Source organism: Flavobacterium sp. (genome assembly GCF_031363805.1).
Lineage (GTDB): Bacteria > Bacteroidota > Bacteroidia > Flavobacteriales > Flavobacteriaceae > Flavobacterium.
In genome coordinates this window covers 16,130-34,542 of sequence record NZ_JANLVD010000034.1, presented here as the reverse complement: position 1 = coordinate 34,542, position 18,413 = coordinate 16,130, and the positions used below count along the sequence as shown (strand labels likewise).

Below are 18,413 nucleotides of genomic sequence, written 5' to 3'. Positions count from 1 at the left end.
GCTGTTAAATCTATTGGTGCGTTAATTGGATCTGAACAGTTGTTTAGATCTCTTACTGTTAAAATATAACTACCCGCTGCTAGATTAGAAAATACATTTCCCGATTGATAAGGGATATTAACTGTTGTAACTGGATTAGTCGTAGTGCCACTTAATTGGTATTGATAATTTGGTAATCCACCCGTTGCACTTCCCGTAATAGTTCCGCCCACCAAACAAGTTGGTTGTGTGAAAGTAGCATTTGCGATTAATTGTGTTGGTTGCGTAATTGGTTGAGGCAATGAAGTTGAACAAGGAGAAGTTGATGGTGTTGTGCTATCATATCTTACCAAAACAAAACCTGGATAAGCTTGTACACCTGTTAATGTTAGGTCAATTGGAATAACCAATGGTGTTGTGCTAGTTGTAACCCAAGTATTACCATTATTTATTGAATACTGGTAGCTAACATTAAAATTCTGAGCAGCTATCGTAACTGTTCCATCATTGGCTCCAAAACAAGTAGCATTTTTAAAAGAAGTAACCTGTGCAGCAAATGCTTGGTTACAAGGCAATATGATTGGAAAACTTCTAGTGCTAATACATGCTTTTGGCAATTGGAAAACTTTAATATCATCTATCAAAGCGTCGTTACCATTGTATAAAATACTTCCAGAACGAATTACAAAAGTTAAACTTGTGTTGGCTAAGGGATTAAGAGATATGGTTTTAAACTGCCAAGCGTTTGCGTTATTATTAATTGCGCCTACCGTTTGAAAAGCAACAACATTGTTTGAACCGTCAACTAATTCAATTCGAAAATCAGGTTCTGCAAATCCTGTTAAACCTGCACGTATTAAATTGGCAACGTACAATTCAACAGTTACGGGTTGATTTGGTAATATATCATTGATTTGTTTGCTATATAAAATCCCAAAAGGTCCTGCAGCATCACCAATATTCACTGCCAAAAATCTTCCATTTGGATTTACGCCGTTGGTTGTATGGTCTCTGTAGTCAAACCATGAACAAATGTTTGGATTAAGTGCGCTAGTTACAACATATTGATTGTCTTCCAATACATAGGTTGACCCATAAGGTAAGGTTGAAGCACAATTTGCAGGAGGGTAACCAACAACTGTGGAACCACAAGGTTGTCCTGGTGGAAAAGGTTGGTTGTTCCAGCAATAAGCTGGTGCAATACCAGGAGAAGTTGTATTTATACCCACACCAAAATCTTCAAATAATAAATTACTATACGTTGGTACGCTTACCAATTCGTAATTCACTGTTATATTGCTAGGTCCACAAGGAACATTGGTAAAAATATTTGACGTAGGATTGTGTGGCGGTACAAGCGGCGGAACTATATCATAGGTGTAATTATAATTTGTTCCAGAAGGATTATTAACAGTAACTGTTGTTGTAGAAGTACCATCGCAATTGTAAACAGGTGGCGTTAAAGATATTGTTGGGGTAGGTGGAATTGGATCTAATGTTATTGGCATGCAAAATGTACATCCATTTGAATCTTTAATACATATTGTATAATTTCCTGGAGGAAGATTGGCGATATTTGAAGGTCCATAAGGTCCAACACCATTATTAAAATTATAAGTATAAGATGGTGTGCCACCTTGCGGATTGGTAATTCGTACCTCTCCATTTCCACCATTAGTATCGCAAGCCACAGCAGAAACTCCGCCAGAAGCTGTTAATGCTGTAGCAGGTTGTGTAATAGTTACTGTTTGTGCGGCAGTGAAACACACCGCAGTATTTCCTGTTGGGTAGTTTAAGCTGTATTTAATAATTAAAGTATAAGTCCCGGCTGTTACTCCAGTAAAATTTGGGCTGCTTGAGTATGGACCTGCAAGTCCATTAATACTATATTCCAATGTATATCCATTGGCTTGTGGCGCCGATGGTGGAGTGGTTGTACTTACAAAATTTATAATACCTGTATTGTCGCCATAGCACAAAATATTTGTGGTGGTATAATTAAATACTGGTGGTGGGTTGTTTGTTATAGGTACAGATGTTTGGGTTTTACAACCGTTTTGATCTGCAATATATATAATGTATGTACCTGCTGTTGTTATAGGAAAATTAGGATTCGTTTGAAATGGTGTAAAGTTTGGAAATAATGAGTAAATATATACAGGAGTTGGCTGCAATGATCCACCGACTGGATAAGCCGTAATTTCTCCATCTGTACAAGTAATAGGTATTGTTACTGCGGATGTAGCGGTTAATAATGGTGGTGCTGTAATAGTTACCGTTCCTGTACCATTACAACTATCTGATGTAGTTACAGTGTAAGTATACGTTCCTGGATTTTGAGGAGGAAATGTATAGGTGTTCGGATTTATTGGTCCTGTTGTTTGTATTAATGTTCCAGTACTAGTAAATAAGCTAAAAGTATATTGTGGTTCAACACCGTTTGCATCTAATCTAATCGTCCCTTTATCACCATTACACAATGGATTAGTGACTGTAGGTGTAACTGAAAAAACACGTTGTCTTATTTGAATATTTGGTACTGTAAATACACAACCTACGGGTGAACCAGGGCTTGTAGCCAATGTTATATACACAGTATAAACACCCGGTGTAGTAATACTAAACACTCCTGTTGTGTTAGGCCATGGGTGTGCTGCACTTGGATTTAAACTATACTCATAACCAGATAGCGGACCAGTACTTCCTGTAACTGTAATATTCCCTGGTGTATTACATATTATATCTCTATGTGTTTCGATAGGTAACAATACATTTTGGAATACTTCAAAATAATACGTTAAAGAACAACTTCCCGAGGCATCACTAATTGTTAATCTATATTTTCCTGGTGTGGTTGCTGTAAAATCTGGACCAACACCATTTACTGGGCCAAATCCATTAGGTACATTTTGCCAAGCACAAATAGGCAGTGGTCGAGGACAAAATTGTCCAGGTAAAATTACGGGTTCAACATTTGTTGGTGGTGGACAATTGTTTATGTTTCTTACTTGCCAAGTCACTATATTTCCTGTGATTCCAGAATCGATCAATCTCGTGTCGTTCGCGCCACATAAATAAATCTCTGGCATTTGAACCACTCCATCGTCAGTACAAACTCTTACAACATCTGCATCATCAATCACTGGGTGGGCTGGCGGTGTTCCTACAAAAGGTGTAACAGTAATTACTTGTGTTATACTGCGACATGGTGCTACAGCCAAACAATAAACACTATATACGCCTGGTTGGGTAACTGTCACTTGTTGGTTATTGGTATTTGGAACAGGTGTTATAGTTCCTGGTCCAGACCATGTATACTGAGTATATCCAGTTGGTCCAGATGGTCCAGGGGCTGTTAATACTGTACTGGCTCCACAAATAGTTACATTCTGTGTAAACACACAATTTTCGATACCTACCAATACATTGGAAGTACTTGGTGCACCCAAGTCGCAACCTGTAAAAGTAGATAAACTAGGATCTTCTGTTATAGGTGTTTGGTTTATTTGACCGCTGTAAGTAGCAAATGCTTGATTTTGAATGTTGTTTGAACAAGCTTCGCTCAACTCACTACAAGAGTTTACAATTCTAACTCTTATTTTAATTTCATATCGAGGACCATTTATAACTACCAATGAATTAGGAATGGTAAAAACTAATGTTCGAGTAGCTGGAGTGTATAAAAAAGTAACTCCTGGCGGCAAGGCACCTGGAAGGGCTAAATCTGCAGGATTAAATATGGTATTTATAGGTAAAACATCTCTTATGGTAAAAGTTTGCGCATTGTCATTTCCTATATTTTGAAAACCAATCACGTATTCCAGTGGTTGTCCTAATGTTACTGAAGAGCCACCTGGTATCAATACGTTGGATATGTCTTTAACTACTTTTGTTAATTCGATTTTAGGTTCTATAATGTCAACCGCAAATGTGGTTAAATATACTCCATAAGTGTCATCGTCTGAGGATATCTTTATTCTAGCCGCAGTCTCGTTGTTTGGTAAAACTGTATTTCCTGGCGGATTGGGTACATCCAACATATCCAAATCAAAACCCAATGTGTTTTGACTGGCGGGGTTTCTATTGACAACTGGCGTATTTAGATTGGTGATAGAGGAATTAAAAACGTTGTTGTTCGGATTCAAAGTATTGGTAACTTTTGTATATGTAGCCACAGAATTGGCTTTTATTTCCAGATTATCGCCAAATAAGTATTTTTCGCCCTCAATAGCAGATACTCCAATTTTGGCTTTCACAACCAATGGTGATGCCGGATTAGGTCCAACAGGTAATGTTTTAAAACCATCAACCAAGAAGTCAACTTCAGCAATATTTTTCTGAACACCTACATATCCATCAAACACTGAAATATATTTTGAGGGTAACTTTGGGCTTTCATAAATAATAACAAGCGACCAACCACCTGCACAACCACTACCTTTTGTTCCTTTAGCAGCCCTAATGTTAGCACCAAAATATTGTCCGTTTGCATTGGTTAAGCCTTGAAGTATTGATGTTACATTTTTATAACATACATAAGGGGTGTTTGGTACACGAGTTGCTGGAGGTACTGGGGTAAATGTGTTGTCATTATAAATTACATCTTCAGCAAAAATGTCTTGATAAACACCACCCGGCACTTTAAATTTCATTTGATTCCAATCATTGAACCTAGGCGTACCATTAGTGTTTGAAGTTGAGCCTACATTTGTTCTTTCATATGGATAGATTGCAGTCCAGTAGAGCCCTGCAAATACGATTTGCTTACAGATATTAACAGAACCATCAGAATTTGGAGGCAATACTATATTTAAATCCGCTCGACTGGAGTTAAAAATTCCAGTTTGTGGATCTATGTTTATATATTCTTGATTGTAACCATTGTTATTGTCTCTGAAGTCATCAAAAAAAGGGGGGTTAACATTTTGGTTTGCTAATGCGGTTAAAGCGGCTAAATTTGTGACTGTTCCGGTTGCATTACCAGCTGGAGAAAATATAGGTAATACATTATTATTGCTAGCATTAACAGTTTTGCTTAAAATACTGTTTCCAACAATTACAATATCGCCTTTTACACTGATAAACTTACCAGTTAATCTAGGCGCAAAAGCTTTTGCTTCTTGTGCTAGTGCATTATTAAATCCTAAAAATAAATAAGCCGCTAATAGTAGGTAATTTTTTGGTTTCATAATTATATTATTTTTAGGTAGTTGGGGCATAAAGTTATTTAAATTTTATGGATTAACACTTTATTAAGAAAATATTTTTCTCAATAAAGTGTTCATCCTTTTATTTATCGACTTTTACTATGCTCATTCTACCGTTAAATGGTTTATTTCCTTTGGCTTCTAATCCTTTAGTAGCATCGTTTATTTCATCAAATTTTTCGTAATAAATATAATAGGTACTTGTACTTACATTATAGAAAAAGTTGATATTGGTTTGACCCGCAGCTACTGCCTTGGTTAAAAAAGCATCTCTTTTGGCTTCGTCTTTGTGTACTGCAAGTACTAAATAATATCCAGCCTCTACATTGTCAATTTTTTTGATAATCTGTGTCCCTGAAGAATCATTCACGCCATAATCAAAATCTTCCGGTTTAAAAGCAACACTACTTCGAGGTGTATTGTCTCTTATTCGTTTAAGCGTTGCTTTGTCTTTGGCAAATTTTTCTGCTGTATCGTCAAATAATGCTTGTTTGATTCTTTTTTTCTTTTCGATTTCTGTTTCAATTTTTACTCTTTCTAATTTTGCAATTAAATCAAGACTTATTTTTTCGGTTCTTAATCTTTCAGATTTTAATTCTTCTATTGTTCTTATGTTATTTTGATTGACTAAATCGCTTTTATTCGGCACTTTTTTAAGTCTGGCATTTGCATTTATCTCAAATTGGTTTATAAATTCAGATTGTGCCCTCGCATTTTCAGCAATTTCTAATTTCAATGTTTCAAGTGCTCTATTTGCAGCAGAGGTACTCAAGAATTTTGCTTCTTTATAAACACCTGTTATATTTTCTTGTTTTAATTCGTTCAATTCTTTTTCTTTAGCAGCAGCAATCGAGTCCAATTTAGACAATGATTTCGATTGGTTTTTCTTAGAATCTTCAAGTAGTTCTGCTAAATAATCAGACTCTTTATCTTCTGTAGTTTTTGTTGCTGCCAATTTGGCTTTTTCTATTTCCAACAATCTTAGACGTTCTGCTTCTGCATCCGCTTTTGCTTTGGCGTCAGCTGCAACTTTATCTCTGGCTAATTTATCCGCTTGTCCTTTCAAATCAGCCACTTCTTTTGCCAATCTCAAACGCTCTGCTTCCGCATCTGCTTTTGCTTTAGCATCTGCTGCAACTTTATCTTTGGCTAATTTATCCGCTTGTACTTTCAAATCTGAGGCTTCTTTTGCCAATCGCAAACGTTCTGCATCAGCATCGGCTTTTGCTTTTGCATCTGCGGCAGCTTTGTCTTTGGCTAATTTATCCGCTTGTGCTTTTAAATCTGAGGCTTCTTTTGCCAATCGCAAACGTTCTGCATCAGCATCTGCTTTTGCTTTGGCCTCTACTGCCGCTTTATCTCTAGCCAATTTATCTGCTTGGGCTTTCAAATCTGAAGCTTCTTTTGCCAATCGCAAACGTTCTGCATCAGCATCTGCTTTTGCTTTAGCATCTGCGGCAGCTTTGTCTTTGGCAATTCTATCTTGTTCAGCTTTCAAATCAGCTGCTTCTTTTGCCAATCGCAAACGCTCTGCTTCCGCTTTTGCATCAGCAGCAGCTTTATCTTGTCCTAGTTTTCTTAATCGCTCTACCTCAGCATCTGCTTTGGCTTTGGCATCTGCAGCGGCTTTATCTCTAGCCAATTTATCGGCTTGTGCTTTCAAATCTGAAGCTTCTTTAGCCAATCGTAAACGTTCCGCTTCGGCATCGGCTTTTGCTTTGGCATCTGCTGCTGCTTTGTCTTGCCCTAATTTTCTCAATCTTTCAACTTCCGCATCGGCTTTGGCTTTAGCATCTGCTGCTGCTTTATCTTTAGCCAATTTATCTGCTTGTAATTTCAAATCTGCAGCTTCTTTTGCCAATCGCAAACGTTCTGCATCGGCAGTCACTTTATCTTGTGATAGTCTTCTTATTCTCTCAGCTTCGGCTGATTTTGCTTTTGCATCAGCTAATTTTTTCAAACGTAATGCTTCCGCGTCTGCTGCTGCTTTTGCATCGGCATCTGCTTTATCTTTGGCTAGTTTGGCTGCAGCAGCTTTGGCCTTGGCTTCGATAGCCGCTTTGTCAGCGATAGTATCTACTTCGGTTTTTATAACTGTTTTTCTTTTAACGATGGTATCTGTTTTAACAACAACAACTGTATTTCTTTTTACAATAGTATCGGTTTTAGTTTTTATAGCCTGCTTGGTTGCTGCAATTTGTTTGTTGGTTTTTTGGCTTTTGTTAGATCTAGTCACTATTTTTTCTTCTTCATAATCACCATAGCCTCTTATTTTGTAAGCCAAAGTTACTTCGTGAGACAAACCAAAATTTGATAAATTCCCTAAACCTTTTTCGATAGTATATCCAATAGATATCTTTTTGGCTAAAGTAAATCCTATACCACCTGAAGCACCATAAAGCGTGTGGTATCCTGCTTGCGCCCAAAATCCTTTTGGCACATTTATAAGAACCATTCCAGAAAAAGTAGTGCTGTTTTTGGCTATATCTCCTTTGAATAATGTGGAAAATTTACTTTTGTCAAAAAATCCATCACGATATACATAGCCTGTATACATAATATGAGCGCCAATTCCTTTGGCTGGGTCATCAGAAACCAAGTTGGATCCCGTGAAATTATAATATACTACATTGTTGGCTTGAATTCCAAAATCCATTGCGCCAGTTCCATAGTTTACACCTGGAGTAAGTGAGAGTAAGGAGTTTTTTGGAATATTTTGAAATGAAGGATCTGGCTCGTTAAGCACAGCTCTTCCGCTGTCTAAGCCTGAGTTAACATATCCCAAATTAACACCAAATGTAAAATTATTTTCGTTGGAAACTTCAATATTGTGCGCAAAATTGGCTATCAATCCAAAAGAAGATAAAATACCATAGTCTTTTTTAAATATTCCTAACGCAATACCATTATTCTCTCTGAATTTTGACGAATAGCTACCAAAATAATTTTGCGGTGCATTGTCAAATGACAACCATTGTCTCTTGTTTACAATATTGATAAAAGATTCATCTTCACGAACAAAACTGAAAGCTGGATTGATAACAAATTTATTGAATTTTAAAGAATTTTTAGATTGTATGTCAAACGAAATAACACCATCCTCTTGGGACAATGCCATTTGAAATGCAAATAAAAAAACAATAAATAAAATTCCTTTTTTCATACTATTTGATAACTGTTATTGAGCCCATTTTTGTTTCTTGGTTCGCTGTGGTAATAATGTAATAATAAATTGGATTTGTATTTTTAAAATCGACACTACTACTTGGCCAATCGTTTTTATAATCTGTGGTGGTCAATTCGACTTTGCCTTGAGCAGTTAAAATTTGAATTTCTGTTTTGGAACCGCTTAAATATTTTTGAGGAATTATCCAAGTATCATTTATACCATCGTTATTTGGACTGATTACATTGGGAATGTTAACTGGAGGAACACCATTTTTAAGAATAAATTTTATTTCTTCAATAGACAAACAACCGGGTGCGGCTTCACTTACTTTTACTGAGTAGTTGCCAGGGAGAGTTGCGGTAAATATATTACTGGTTTGTCCTAAAACGGAATTACCTTCAAAAAACCATTCATAAGTTGGCGTTGTAGCTGTCGAACTTGCAGTCACAACTAGTGATTCTCCCAATAACACAAAGTTTACTTGTGGTGCTACAAACCTATTAATTTTAGCATCAATAGATTTAATAATTACTGTGTATCTATCACTTTCAATGGTTGAGCCACCACAACTAACCTTTACAAAATAAACACCAGATTGTGTTGCATTATAAGAATTGGTTGTTGCTGGTGGAACAGTTACAATTTCTACATTATCCTTAAACCATTTATAAGACGAACCAGCAGGAACACTTAAAACTGTACCACTACCTGAACAAACTGGATTGAGCGTGGTTGAAGTAATTGTAACTGGATTATTGCCTCCTGTTTGAGTTACTTGTACTACATTTGATGTATTAAATTGAGAACCGTCTGTACAACTGCCATAATCAATTTTTGCTTTATAAAATCCTACGGAATTAACAGTAATTGTTGATTGTGTTGCATTGGGAATTACGCTATAGGTATTAGGGTCTGATGTTGTATTAAACTCCCATATGTAATTTAAACCTAGTAATAATGGTGATGGTGTTGTTGGAGTGGAGGAGTCAACTGCTAATGTAATATTACCACCACTACAAATATTGGCATTAGGATTTCCGCCATTAATATTGAAATTTGAAATAAAAGATTTATAATACGCTGGAAAATTAAAGCCACTTTGTGGTGAAGTATAAATAATTGTGCCGCTTGGATCTATTGCCTTTATTCTAATTTTATAATTTTCTGAACCAACAAGAGTATTTGGAACTTGAAAAGTTAATGTTTTTCTATTACCTGTCGGAGGGTTTATTGCTTGAAAAGATGTCACGACAAAATTTGTGAAATTATCACTAGAAAGTTCTGCTGAAAATGTTGTCCCTGCTGGAAAAGAAGAAGCTAGAGGTTCAACATCAAAAACAACGTTGTGATTACTTCCATTTGAGGCACAAACTTTTCCAGCATTGTTTATACTTAAAACAGCAATTGTTTGTCCTAACAAACTATTGTAAGGCAAAATAAAAACAAAAAAACCAAACAAAATTTTGAATAAAGCAATAGTAATTTTATGTTTCATAATCTAAGTAGGTATTGGATTAGTGAAAAATTATTAACGTTTGATTAACTTATTAAAGTTTTAGCCAAAAAAACCATTAAAGTTTTGGGCTCTAATGGAGTGAATTTGGTGCGCTATTTTATTTTGATGCCGTAATATGGCCCAATTTGATTCTAAAATCAGGGTTATTTGATTTATTATAAATATCTATAAACATATTGTCGTTTTGTTGGTTCTCATGCACATTGAAAAATGCTAGATTACCGTAGTAATCTTCCAAATCTTCATTGTTGGTGGAATTTTCAACGAATATATTGCCTTTGCAATTATTGAAGAAAATCTCTTCGAACTTCAACATTTTAAAGCTTTTTTCGTCCAATGATATCTCATCATCCAAAATTATGGCTGGATTGAATCCTGAAATCACTGATTTCTTTATGGCCAATGAGGCGTTTATGTTTACAAACACTGCTTCTTTTACCAATCCGCTGGCTAAGTCTGCACTTAACTGTTCACTGGTATTAATCATTGTAACATTGGTAGCCACTACACTGGTCAAAGCCTTAGAAAAATCTGCTTCTTCTTTTTTCTCGTAAGATGCCACTTCTATACATCTAGATCTAGAAGAGGTAGAAAAATAAGAATGTCTTATTGCAATTGAATTATCCAATTTTGACTGTGCACCTTGCGTGAACTTGAAATCGCTACCATTGGCTCTCAAAGAAACCATTTTATTCATGATGGTATTCCCACCCAAAATTTCGAAGGCATCTTTGGCAGAAAAACTACACATTACGTTATCGATAACGGTTTTGCTTCCTACACCAGCAATAGATAATGCGTTAAAATCTTTGTATCCTTTAACTTTTTTTCCTGCAAACTCAATACGAACAAATCTTAATATGCCAGAATCACTTTGTGCATTGCTGCCACCGTATATGGTTTGAGTAGGATCCAAGTCGAAATTTACGGTAGAGTTGCCACCAAATTTATTGATTGGTGCATCGCCCAAAATAACTATTCCGCCCCAGTCTCCTGCTTTTCTAGACGCTTTGTTTGATGTAAAAACTATAGGGTCGGTTTCTTTTCCTTCTGCCATAATTTTTGATCCCTTGGTTATTACCAAAGTACCATTGGTGTCAAAATCTCCTCGAATTACAGTACCTGCTTCAATAGTAAGTACCGCATTGTTCACGACATATACAGGACCTTGAAGCAAATAAGCATCTTTTTTGTATAAAGTGGTGTTTTTATCAATTTTGCCATACAGAATCTGTGTGGTTTCATTGTATTCTGCCTTTGAAGGCTTAAATTCTGTCCAATTATTCAACCAATTATTAGAACCAAAGATTCCTTTTTCTTGTTGTGCATTGGCTGAAAAAACTACAAAAAGGACAAACCATTTAAATTGAGTAAAGTTTTTCATAGAATTGTGTTTTAATGATATTTTTTAATTTTTAGCTATTCAGTACCTTATTGTTGTTCTAATTGTTGCAAAGCTTTCAACATTTCTTCGTAATACAATATAGAAGCAATAATGTTTCCTTTGTCTGAATAAGGCATCATCGTTTTTTGAAATGCAACAGTAGATTCAAGAAACGTTTTTGTGTTTTGTGCTTGAACATCCAATGCTTTTAGGTTGTCTGGTGTGTTTGGCACACCTACATCGTCCATAGTAACTCCTGCTTTGGTAGTCAATGCAATATACGGAAGTGTGTTTATCAAAACCTTGATACGTTCTACATACAGTTCTAGTAATTCGCCTTTTTTCATCACATCCAATTCGTTTTTTTCATGAAATTTTTTCATGGCAGCACCAGTGCTGATAATACTTTTTGGCTTTTTAGGTTGTGCATTTGCAGTACCTATGGCGATAAAAAAGAATAAGCTTAAAAAAATAATTTTCTTCATAATAATAATAATTTAAAATTTTAATTAAAAAGTTCTAATGGTTCAAAAATATACCTTTAAATTGGAATAACAAGTTTTTAATAACTTTTTTATAAATATTTTTAAAAAACTTGCATTACTTAATTAAAAGCTGTAATAAAAAATACAAATGCATTTATATTTTTTTATACACATACCAAAAGCGTGCCAAAAAACTTTAAAACTACAAAAATAAAGTAAAAAGATGCGTTTAAACGCTTTTTTTTGTCTTTAATCGGACACAAATGTAGCGATATTTTTTTATAAGTTCCTAATTTTGAGCCCACTTTTGTTACAAAAAAAATCAGAACGCTATTTTGATATTCCTAATTTACGTAAAAATAACAATTCTAGTTTTATTTTATTAACAATTGGTTTTATTTTGTTAATACAACGGTATTCTTCTATATTTGTTGCATGTTGTTTAAAGATATTATAGGTCACTCCCAATTAAAAGAATATTTGTATCAAAGCGTTAACGCAAAACGAATACCACATGCGCAACTTTTTGTAGGTGCAGAAGGTTGTGGTGTTTTGCCTATGGCGATTGCCTATGCGCAGGAAATATTGTGTGGTATACTTGGGGGAAATGCTGATTTAAATCAAGCTTGTCATTTAAAATTCAACACACTATCGCATCCGGATTTGCATTTTGTATATCCAACTGTAACCACAGAAGGTGTAAAAACCAAACCCAAAAGCATTGATTTTTTGCCAGATTGGAGAAATTTTTTAAAACAAAAACCCTACGGAAGTTTATTTGATTGGTACGAATTTCTGGATGTAAAAAACAAACAAGGAGAAATAAGGGTCGATGATGCACAAGAGGTTTTAAAATCGCTTTCGCTAAAAGCGTATGAAGGTGGCTATAAAATTATGATTGTTTGGATGGCCGACAAAATGAATATGGCGGCTTCCAACAAATTGCTAAAATTGCTCGAAGAACCCACAGATAAAACCGTTTTTATTTTAATTACCGAAAACGAAGAAGATATTATCCAAACCATACGTTCTCGCTGTCAAGTATTGCATTTTTCGGTATTGTCTGAAATTGATATTCAAGAAGCTTTAATCGCCAATGAAAATATTGAACCTATTAAAGCGCAAAAAATAGCACACTCAGCGCAAGGAAACTACAATAAAGCCTTGCAATTGTGCAAAAATAAAAACGATGATTTGCCTTTTGAAGCCTGGTTTATTACTTGGGTTCGTGCTGCTTTTAGGGCAAAAGGCAATGCTTCCGCAATTCAGGATCTAATTTTATGGAGCGACCAAATAGCCAGTTTAGGACGTGAAACACAAAAGAAATTTTTGCATTTTTGTGTCGAAACATTTCGGCAAGCATTGCTATTTAATTATGAAACGCAAAAATTGGTTTACTTTGAAGCTGCCGATGCTGGTTTTAATTTTGAAAAATTTGCGCCTTTTGTCAATGGAAACAATATAAATGATATATTTAAAGAACTTTCGGATGCTATTTATCATATAGAACGCAATGGAAATGCCAAAATAGTTTTGACCGATTTGTCTATAAAATTGACTAGGTTAATTCATAAAAAATAAAGTCAATTTGAACCAAAATGTCAGTCTGAGCTTGTCGAAGACCGCAAAAACACTTCGACAAGCTCAGTGTGACAGATGTTAAGAATTAGCCGTAAAAATAATTGCAACCCAAAAATTTAATTAACAATGAGTTGCCTATGTGGTTAAAAAAATAAAAATGAATTATAAATACCTCTAAAAATATGGAAAACCTTGCCTCACTTTTTGTCTTATTATTTCTTGCCATCACCTTTTTACAGTCTGGTTATGATAAATTCACCGATTTTAAAGGTAATTTATCTTGGTTGACAGAACATTTTTCTGGAACCCTATTTGCCAATAAAGTCTCCATATCACTTAAAATAATTTTGTTCCTTGAAATTGTAACAGGTATTTTGTGTGTTGTGGGTATTATTGAAATATCTATAAGTGGCGGCACTGCTTTTGGAAAATATGGTGCTTGTTTGTCTTGTATAACTTTATTAATGTTGCTTTTTGGACAACGTATTGCCAAAGATTATGACGGTGCCAGAACAATAGTTATTTATTTAATTCCTGCCTTAATGGGTGTTTATTGGTTGAGTTAGATTTTTAAATAATTGTAAAATAATAAAACAACATTAAAAACATCCAAATTTTAAACAAAAAATGCAATATAATAATGATGATTTAGTTATTTTAATCAAAAACAAAGACCAAAAAGCTTTTGCCTATTTGTACGACAATTATTCTAAAGCCTTGTTTGGCGTTATATTTTCTATTGTTCAAGAACAAGAAGAATCTGAAGATATTCTGCAAAAAACATTCTTAAAAATTTGGGATAATTTTGATAGTTATGATGCTTCAAAAGGAAGGCTGTATACTTGGATGCTCAATATAGCAAGAAATATGGCTATTGATTACCAAAGATCTAAATACAACAAAAATAAAATCCAAAATACAGATATTAACGTATATACATTAAATAATCTAACTATCGCAGATGATTCGATTGACACCATTGGTCTGAAAAAAGTAGTTGAAAAATTAAAAGCAGAACATTTAATTTTGATTGAATTGGCTTATTACAAAGGTTATACTCAAGAGGAAATAAGCAAAGAACTCAATATTCCAATTGGAACCGTGAAAACAAGAATTCGAAAAGCACTTTTAGTATTAAGAGCTGAATTAAAGGAAAAAAATATAATTTCCTCAAAACAAACATAATGGATAAAATAGAAAATTATATAAATTCTGGGATTTTAGAACTCTATGTAATGGGTGCAACTACCGATGAAGAGTCGTTGGAAATCAAAATTTTATCAGAAACTAATATCAGAATTAAAAATGAGATAGATGCTATAATAAACGCACTTCAAACTTATTCAACTGCCCTGGCTCCAGAAATAGATCCTTCGGTAAAGCCCATGATTATGGCTACTATAAACTATACTGAACGTTTAAAAAGTGGAGAAGAATTTCTAATAGCTCCCACATTAACTAAGTCTTCTAAAATTGAAGATTTTAAATTTTGGTTGGACAAACCAGAACTTAATATCCATAATGAAGATGATGAAATTGATGCCAAAATTATAAGTGCCAGTCCAGAAGTAACTACAATGATTATTTGGCTCAAAAATGGCGCGCCAATTGAAATTCATGATAAAGAATATGAGCATTTTCTCATTGTGGAAGGCACTTGCAATATTACCATTGGCGAAGAAATACACCCTTTGGTTCCAGGAAGTTATTTATCAATTCCTTTGTTTATAGGTCATAGTGTTGAAGTAACATCAAATTTTCCTTGTAAAATTATATTGCAAAGAGTTGCGGCATAACATTAAACCATATTCAAACTCGACTTGTACATTTTTAATTCATCCCAAGTGAACTCGTCTCCATATTTTTCTTTCAACGGATTTAAAGTTTCTTCTTTGTAACCAAAAAAAGCTTCCGCTAAAGCCGCAATTTTGTCTTCTGGCAAAACATCGGTAATAGCAACTGTTCCAGATTCTATGAGCTTTGCCAAGTGTCCACCAATGGTTTGTGGGGTGAGTTTTCTGATGGCTGCAATTTCTTTAATGGTGTTCTTTTGCTGCCACAATTCATAAGTTTCCTGAACAGTCGATTTTTTAGCTTCTTTGGGTTCGCCTTTTTTCTTACTGTATCGTTCCACATCAAGATCATCGTCGATAAGGGAAATATTTAATCGTTTAAATTCTTCATGAATGCTATCTACTTTATTGACTTTGTAGGTTTTAATTTCTTGCGAAGTCAGATTTTCTTTAGAAATTACATCGCCTGAAGCTATTGTTTTTACCAATAATTTCGATTTCATCAATCGTAAAACGGCTTTGATTTGCAATTCTTCCAAAACTGATAAATCTTCAAACAACATTTTTGCTTTTTTAAGGCGTTTTACTTCTTCTATTTTCCATAAAATGTCATAAACTATTTTATCCATTTGATTGAAAAAATACCCAAAAGCAGCATCTACTCGTTCTTTAATAAATTGAATATTAAAAGGTTCTGTATTAAAAAGTTTGTCTAGTTGATTCAAAAATTTTCTGGCAGGTTCCTGAATATCTGCAACAATATCGGTTTGGGTTTTTGCCCAAATAAAATGTTTCGATTTTTCTGAACTTTCTCCTTTTTCATTGTAACTGTATTGATGATTGCGCCATTCTTGCGATAAATCATGCCAATCGAAAGTAGATTTTAAATAATTATGCAAGAATTTTTTTGTTTCTTGTTGCAACGATTTTGCTAAATTTTCTTCCGATGCTTTGTTTTCTGCATAATCCATTACGTCAATATCGTTTGAAATACCGTTCATTTGCAATGGCGAAAGCAATACCAAACCATCTAAACTCCGCAATCTTGATAATGCAACATAGGCTTGTCCTGGTTGAAAAACTTGCGACACATCGAGTGTTGCTTTATCAAACGTCAAACCTTGGCTTTTATGAACGGTTATCGCCCAAGCCAGTTTGATAGGGTAGTGGACAAAAGTTCCTAAAGTTTCTTCTTCAATTTCTTTGGTATCGCTGTTTACCGAATATCGAATGTTTTGCCATTCGTATTTTTCGACTTCAATAGTGGTGTTTTCTTCAGGGAAATGGACTAAAATCTCCGCTTCTGACAATGATTTGATAACACCCATTTTTCCATTAAAATAACGTTTTTCAAGCGATAAATCGTTTTTTACAAACATCACTTGTGCGCCAATTTTGAGTTGCAAATGCTCGTCTATTGGATAAATTTTATCTGGAAAATCCCCAGTAATTTCAGGCTTGTATTGGTGTTGTTTTCCTTCCAGTTCTTCTAAAGCTTTGGCGTTCATTCCATCGGCTTTAGCGTTGTGGGTTGTAAGTGTGATGTAGCCTTTGTTGGCTTTGAGGTCAAAATTTGGTTTGACATATTGGTTCAAATTCTGAATGTCTTCTGGCGAAATTCGGTTGTTTCGTAGATTGTTCAAAATGGCAATAAAAACTTCGTCAGTTTGACGAAAAATCTTGGATAATTCTATATACAAAGGTGGATTTTGTTGCACCACATGCGAATGAAAAAAGAATTTTCCTTTGTAATAATTGCGTAGTGTTTTCCATTCTTCGTCTTTAATAACAGGCGGCAATTGCAACAAATCGCCAATAAAAAGTACTTGAACGCCACCAAAAGGAGTTTTTTTCTTTCGAATGGATTGAAGCATAAAATCGATTCCATCGAGCAAATCGGAACGAAGCATACTTACTTCATCGATGATGAGCAATTCCATATTTTTGATTACGGATTTTTTGAGTCCGCTCATTCTAAAGTTGCGATTCAATGTTGCTTTCGATTCGAATTTGATATATTCCGAGAATTGTGGTATCGTATTGTCTGGAATAAATCCGCCAAATGGCAACTGAAACATAGAGTGAATGGTCACGCCGCCAGCATTTAAAGCTGCAATTCCAGTAGGAGCAACCACTACACAATTTTTATGTGTGGTTTGAATAATTTCCCTTAAAAGTGTGGTTTTTCCTGTTCCTGCTTTTCCGGTTAGGAATATGTTTCGCTGGGTTTGGTTGATGAATTGTAGTGTGTAATTGGCTTCGGCAGATATATTTTCCATTTTTGGCTTTTATTTATTTGGCAAAAATATTGAAAAATCAAACACCGATTTAACAAATTTTCACAGATTTGGTTTTACTACATAAAATTATTGGTTAAAACTACTTTTAGCCCAGATTATAGCGAAAAGCCTCGAGTTTCGGAAATAGATTTTTTCTTGCTGAAAAAGAGCGACCAAAGGAAGCTCCTTTTTTGGCTTAGAAAAAACTATTTCCGAACAAGAGCTTGAAGCGGAAAGCTGGATTGGCTTCAAAAAAAACCTCCAACTCATTAAAGTTGAAGGTTTTTGATATTATTTGAAAGAGATTATTTTTTCTCTGCTGCTTTTTCTTCTTTTTTATCAGTTTTTGGATTTGCAGCAAATTTATCGTTTATCATTTTTACGACATCATTTGTGATATCATAAGTGTCTTTTGCGTATAAAACAGTGGCCGCATCGCCAGTTCCGTAAATATAATCGTAGCCTTTTTCTTTGCCATAATCTTTGATTAATTTTTTCACAGATTTTACCAAAGTGTCCATTTCTTTGCCGCTTTCTTGTTGCAATTGTTGCAACATTCCTTGCTGTGCATATTGTAATTGTTGTTCTCTTTGTTGCAATTCGGCTCCTTTTTGTTGTGCCCAAGCCTGACCTTTTGCCACAGCATTTTGTTGAAAACTATTCATTTCGGCTTTTAGGTTTTTGGTGGCTACTTCAAGTTCACGCCCCATCACTTCGCCTTTGGTTTTGTATTTTTCGTCCAATTGTTTTGCCTCTGTATATTGTTCCATCATTTTTCCGGTATCAACATAGGCAGTTTTAAAATCTTTTGTTTTTGGTGTTTCGTTACAAGAAATTATGGTTAGTGCAATTGTTGCTAATAATACGATTTTTTTCATTTTTAAATTTGTTGATTTTTAAATTTTGGTAAATGTAATAAATTTTAGATTATTTGAAATGTTAGATGGTTAGATTTTTTTTAAGGAGTCGGTAATTCGATATTTCGATATTTTGAATTTTCGATTTTAAATTTTTAATCTT

10 protein-coding genes and 1 pseudogene are annotated in these 18,413 nt (G+C 34.6%); 4 read left to right on the top strand and 7 right to left on the bottom strand.

Annotated elements, in window-relative coordinates; genetic code table 11:
• The 5 genes and pseudogenes from RMN92_RS02295 to RMN92_RS02275 form a co-directional block, all read right to left on the bottom strand.
• Window positions 1–5,168: pseudogene (locus tag RMN92_RS02295) on the bottom strand (SprB repeat-containing protein); the annotation flags it as partial.
• Between the two features lie 100 nt (window positions 5,169–5,268).
• On the bottom strand, window positions 5,269–8,349 hold the full coding sequence (locus RMN92_RS02290) for a PorP/SprF family type IX secretion system membrane protein (protein ID WP_309607845.1): 3,081 nt from the start codon (window positions 8,347–8,349) through the stop codon (window positions 5,269–5,271).
• 1 nt (window position 8,350) lies between these two features.
• The gene (locus RMN92_RS02285) at window positions 8,351–9,850 is read right to left on the bottom strand and encodes a gliding motility-associated C-terminal domain-containing protein (RefSeq protein WP_309607844.1); all 1,500 of its coding nucleotides are present in this window, start codon (window positions 9,848–9,850) and stop codon (window positions 8,351–8,353) included.
• A 118-nt stretch (window positions 9,851–9,968) separates the two neighbouring features.
• Window positions 9,969–11,255 carry a hypothetical protein gene (locus tag RMN92_RS02280; RefSeq protein WP_309607843.1) on the bottom strand — a complete coding sequence of 429 codons (1,287 nt, stop codon included), beginning with the start codon at window positions 11,253–11,255 and terminating at the stop codon, window positions 9,969–9,971.
• Between the two features lie 47 nt (window positions 11,256–11,302).
• On the bottom strand, window positions 11,303–11,740 hold the full coding sequence (locus tag RMN92_RS02275) for a hypothetical protein (RefSeq protein WP_309607842.1): 438 nt from the start codon (window positions 11,738–11,740) through the stop codon (window positions 11,303–11,305).
• 435 nt (window positions 11,741–12,175) lie between these two features.
• Here RMN92_RS02275 and RMN92_RS02270 point away from each other — a divergent pair, with 435 nt between their 5' ends.
• The 4 genes from RMN92_RS02270 to RMN92_RS02255 all read left to right on the top strand — a co-directional run bounded on the left by RMN92_RS02270 (window position 12,176) and on the right by RMN92_RS02255 (window position 15,117).
• Window positions 12,176–13,321 (top strand): DNA polymerase III subunit delta', encoded by a 1,146-nt coding sequence (locus tag RMN92_RS02270; protein ID WP_309607841.1) that lies wholly within the window; start codon window positions 12,176–12,178, stop codon window positions 13,319–13,321.
• 182 nt (window positions 13,322–13,503) lie between these two features.
• Complete coding sequence (locus tag RMN92_RS02265) at window positions 13,504–13,887, top strand: DoxX family protein (RefSeq protein ID WP_309607840.1); 384 nt, start codon at window positions 13,504–13,506, stop codon at window positions 13,885–13,887.
• A 61-nt stretch (window positions 13,888–13,948) separates the two neighbouring features.
• Window positions 13,949–14,506: a sigma-70 family RNA polymerase sigma factor gene (locus RMN92_RS02260; RefSeq protein WP_309607839.1), complete on the top strand. Its 558-nt coding sequence runs from the start codon at window positions 13,949–13,951 to the stop codon at window positions 14,504–14,506.
• Entirely contained in the window at window positions 14,506–15,117 is a 612-nt protein-coding gene (locus tag RMN92_RS02255; protein WP_309607838.1) for a cupin domain-containing protein, read from the top strand. The genes RMN92_RS02260 and RMN92_RS02255 overlap by 1 nt, the downstream gene beginning before the upstream one ends.
• Window positions 15,118–15,119: 2 nt before the next feature.
• Here the strand turns inward: RMN92_RS02255 and RMN92_RS02250 are convergent, their stop codons facing one another.
• Together RMN92_RS02250 and RMN92_RS02245 are read right to left on the bottom strand one after the other, a co-directional pair.
• Entirely contained in the window at window positions 15,120–17,393 is a 2,274-nt protein-coding gene (locus RMN92_RS02250; RefSeq protein ID WP_309607837.1) for a helix-turn-helix domain-containing protein, read from the bottom strand.
• A 305-nt stretch (window positions 17,394–17,698) separates the two neighbouring features.
• Window positions 17,699–18,271, bottom strand: coding sequence for an OmpH family outer membrane protein (locus tag RMN92_RS02245; RefSeq protein WP_309607836.1), 573 nt, complete (start codon window positions 18,269–18,271; stop codon window positions 17,699–17,701).
• Between the last annotated feature and the right edge of the window lie 142 nt (window positions 18,272–18,413).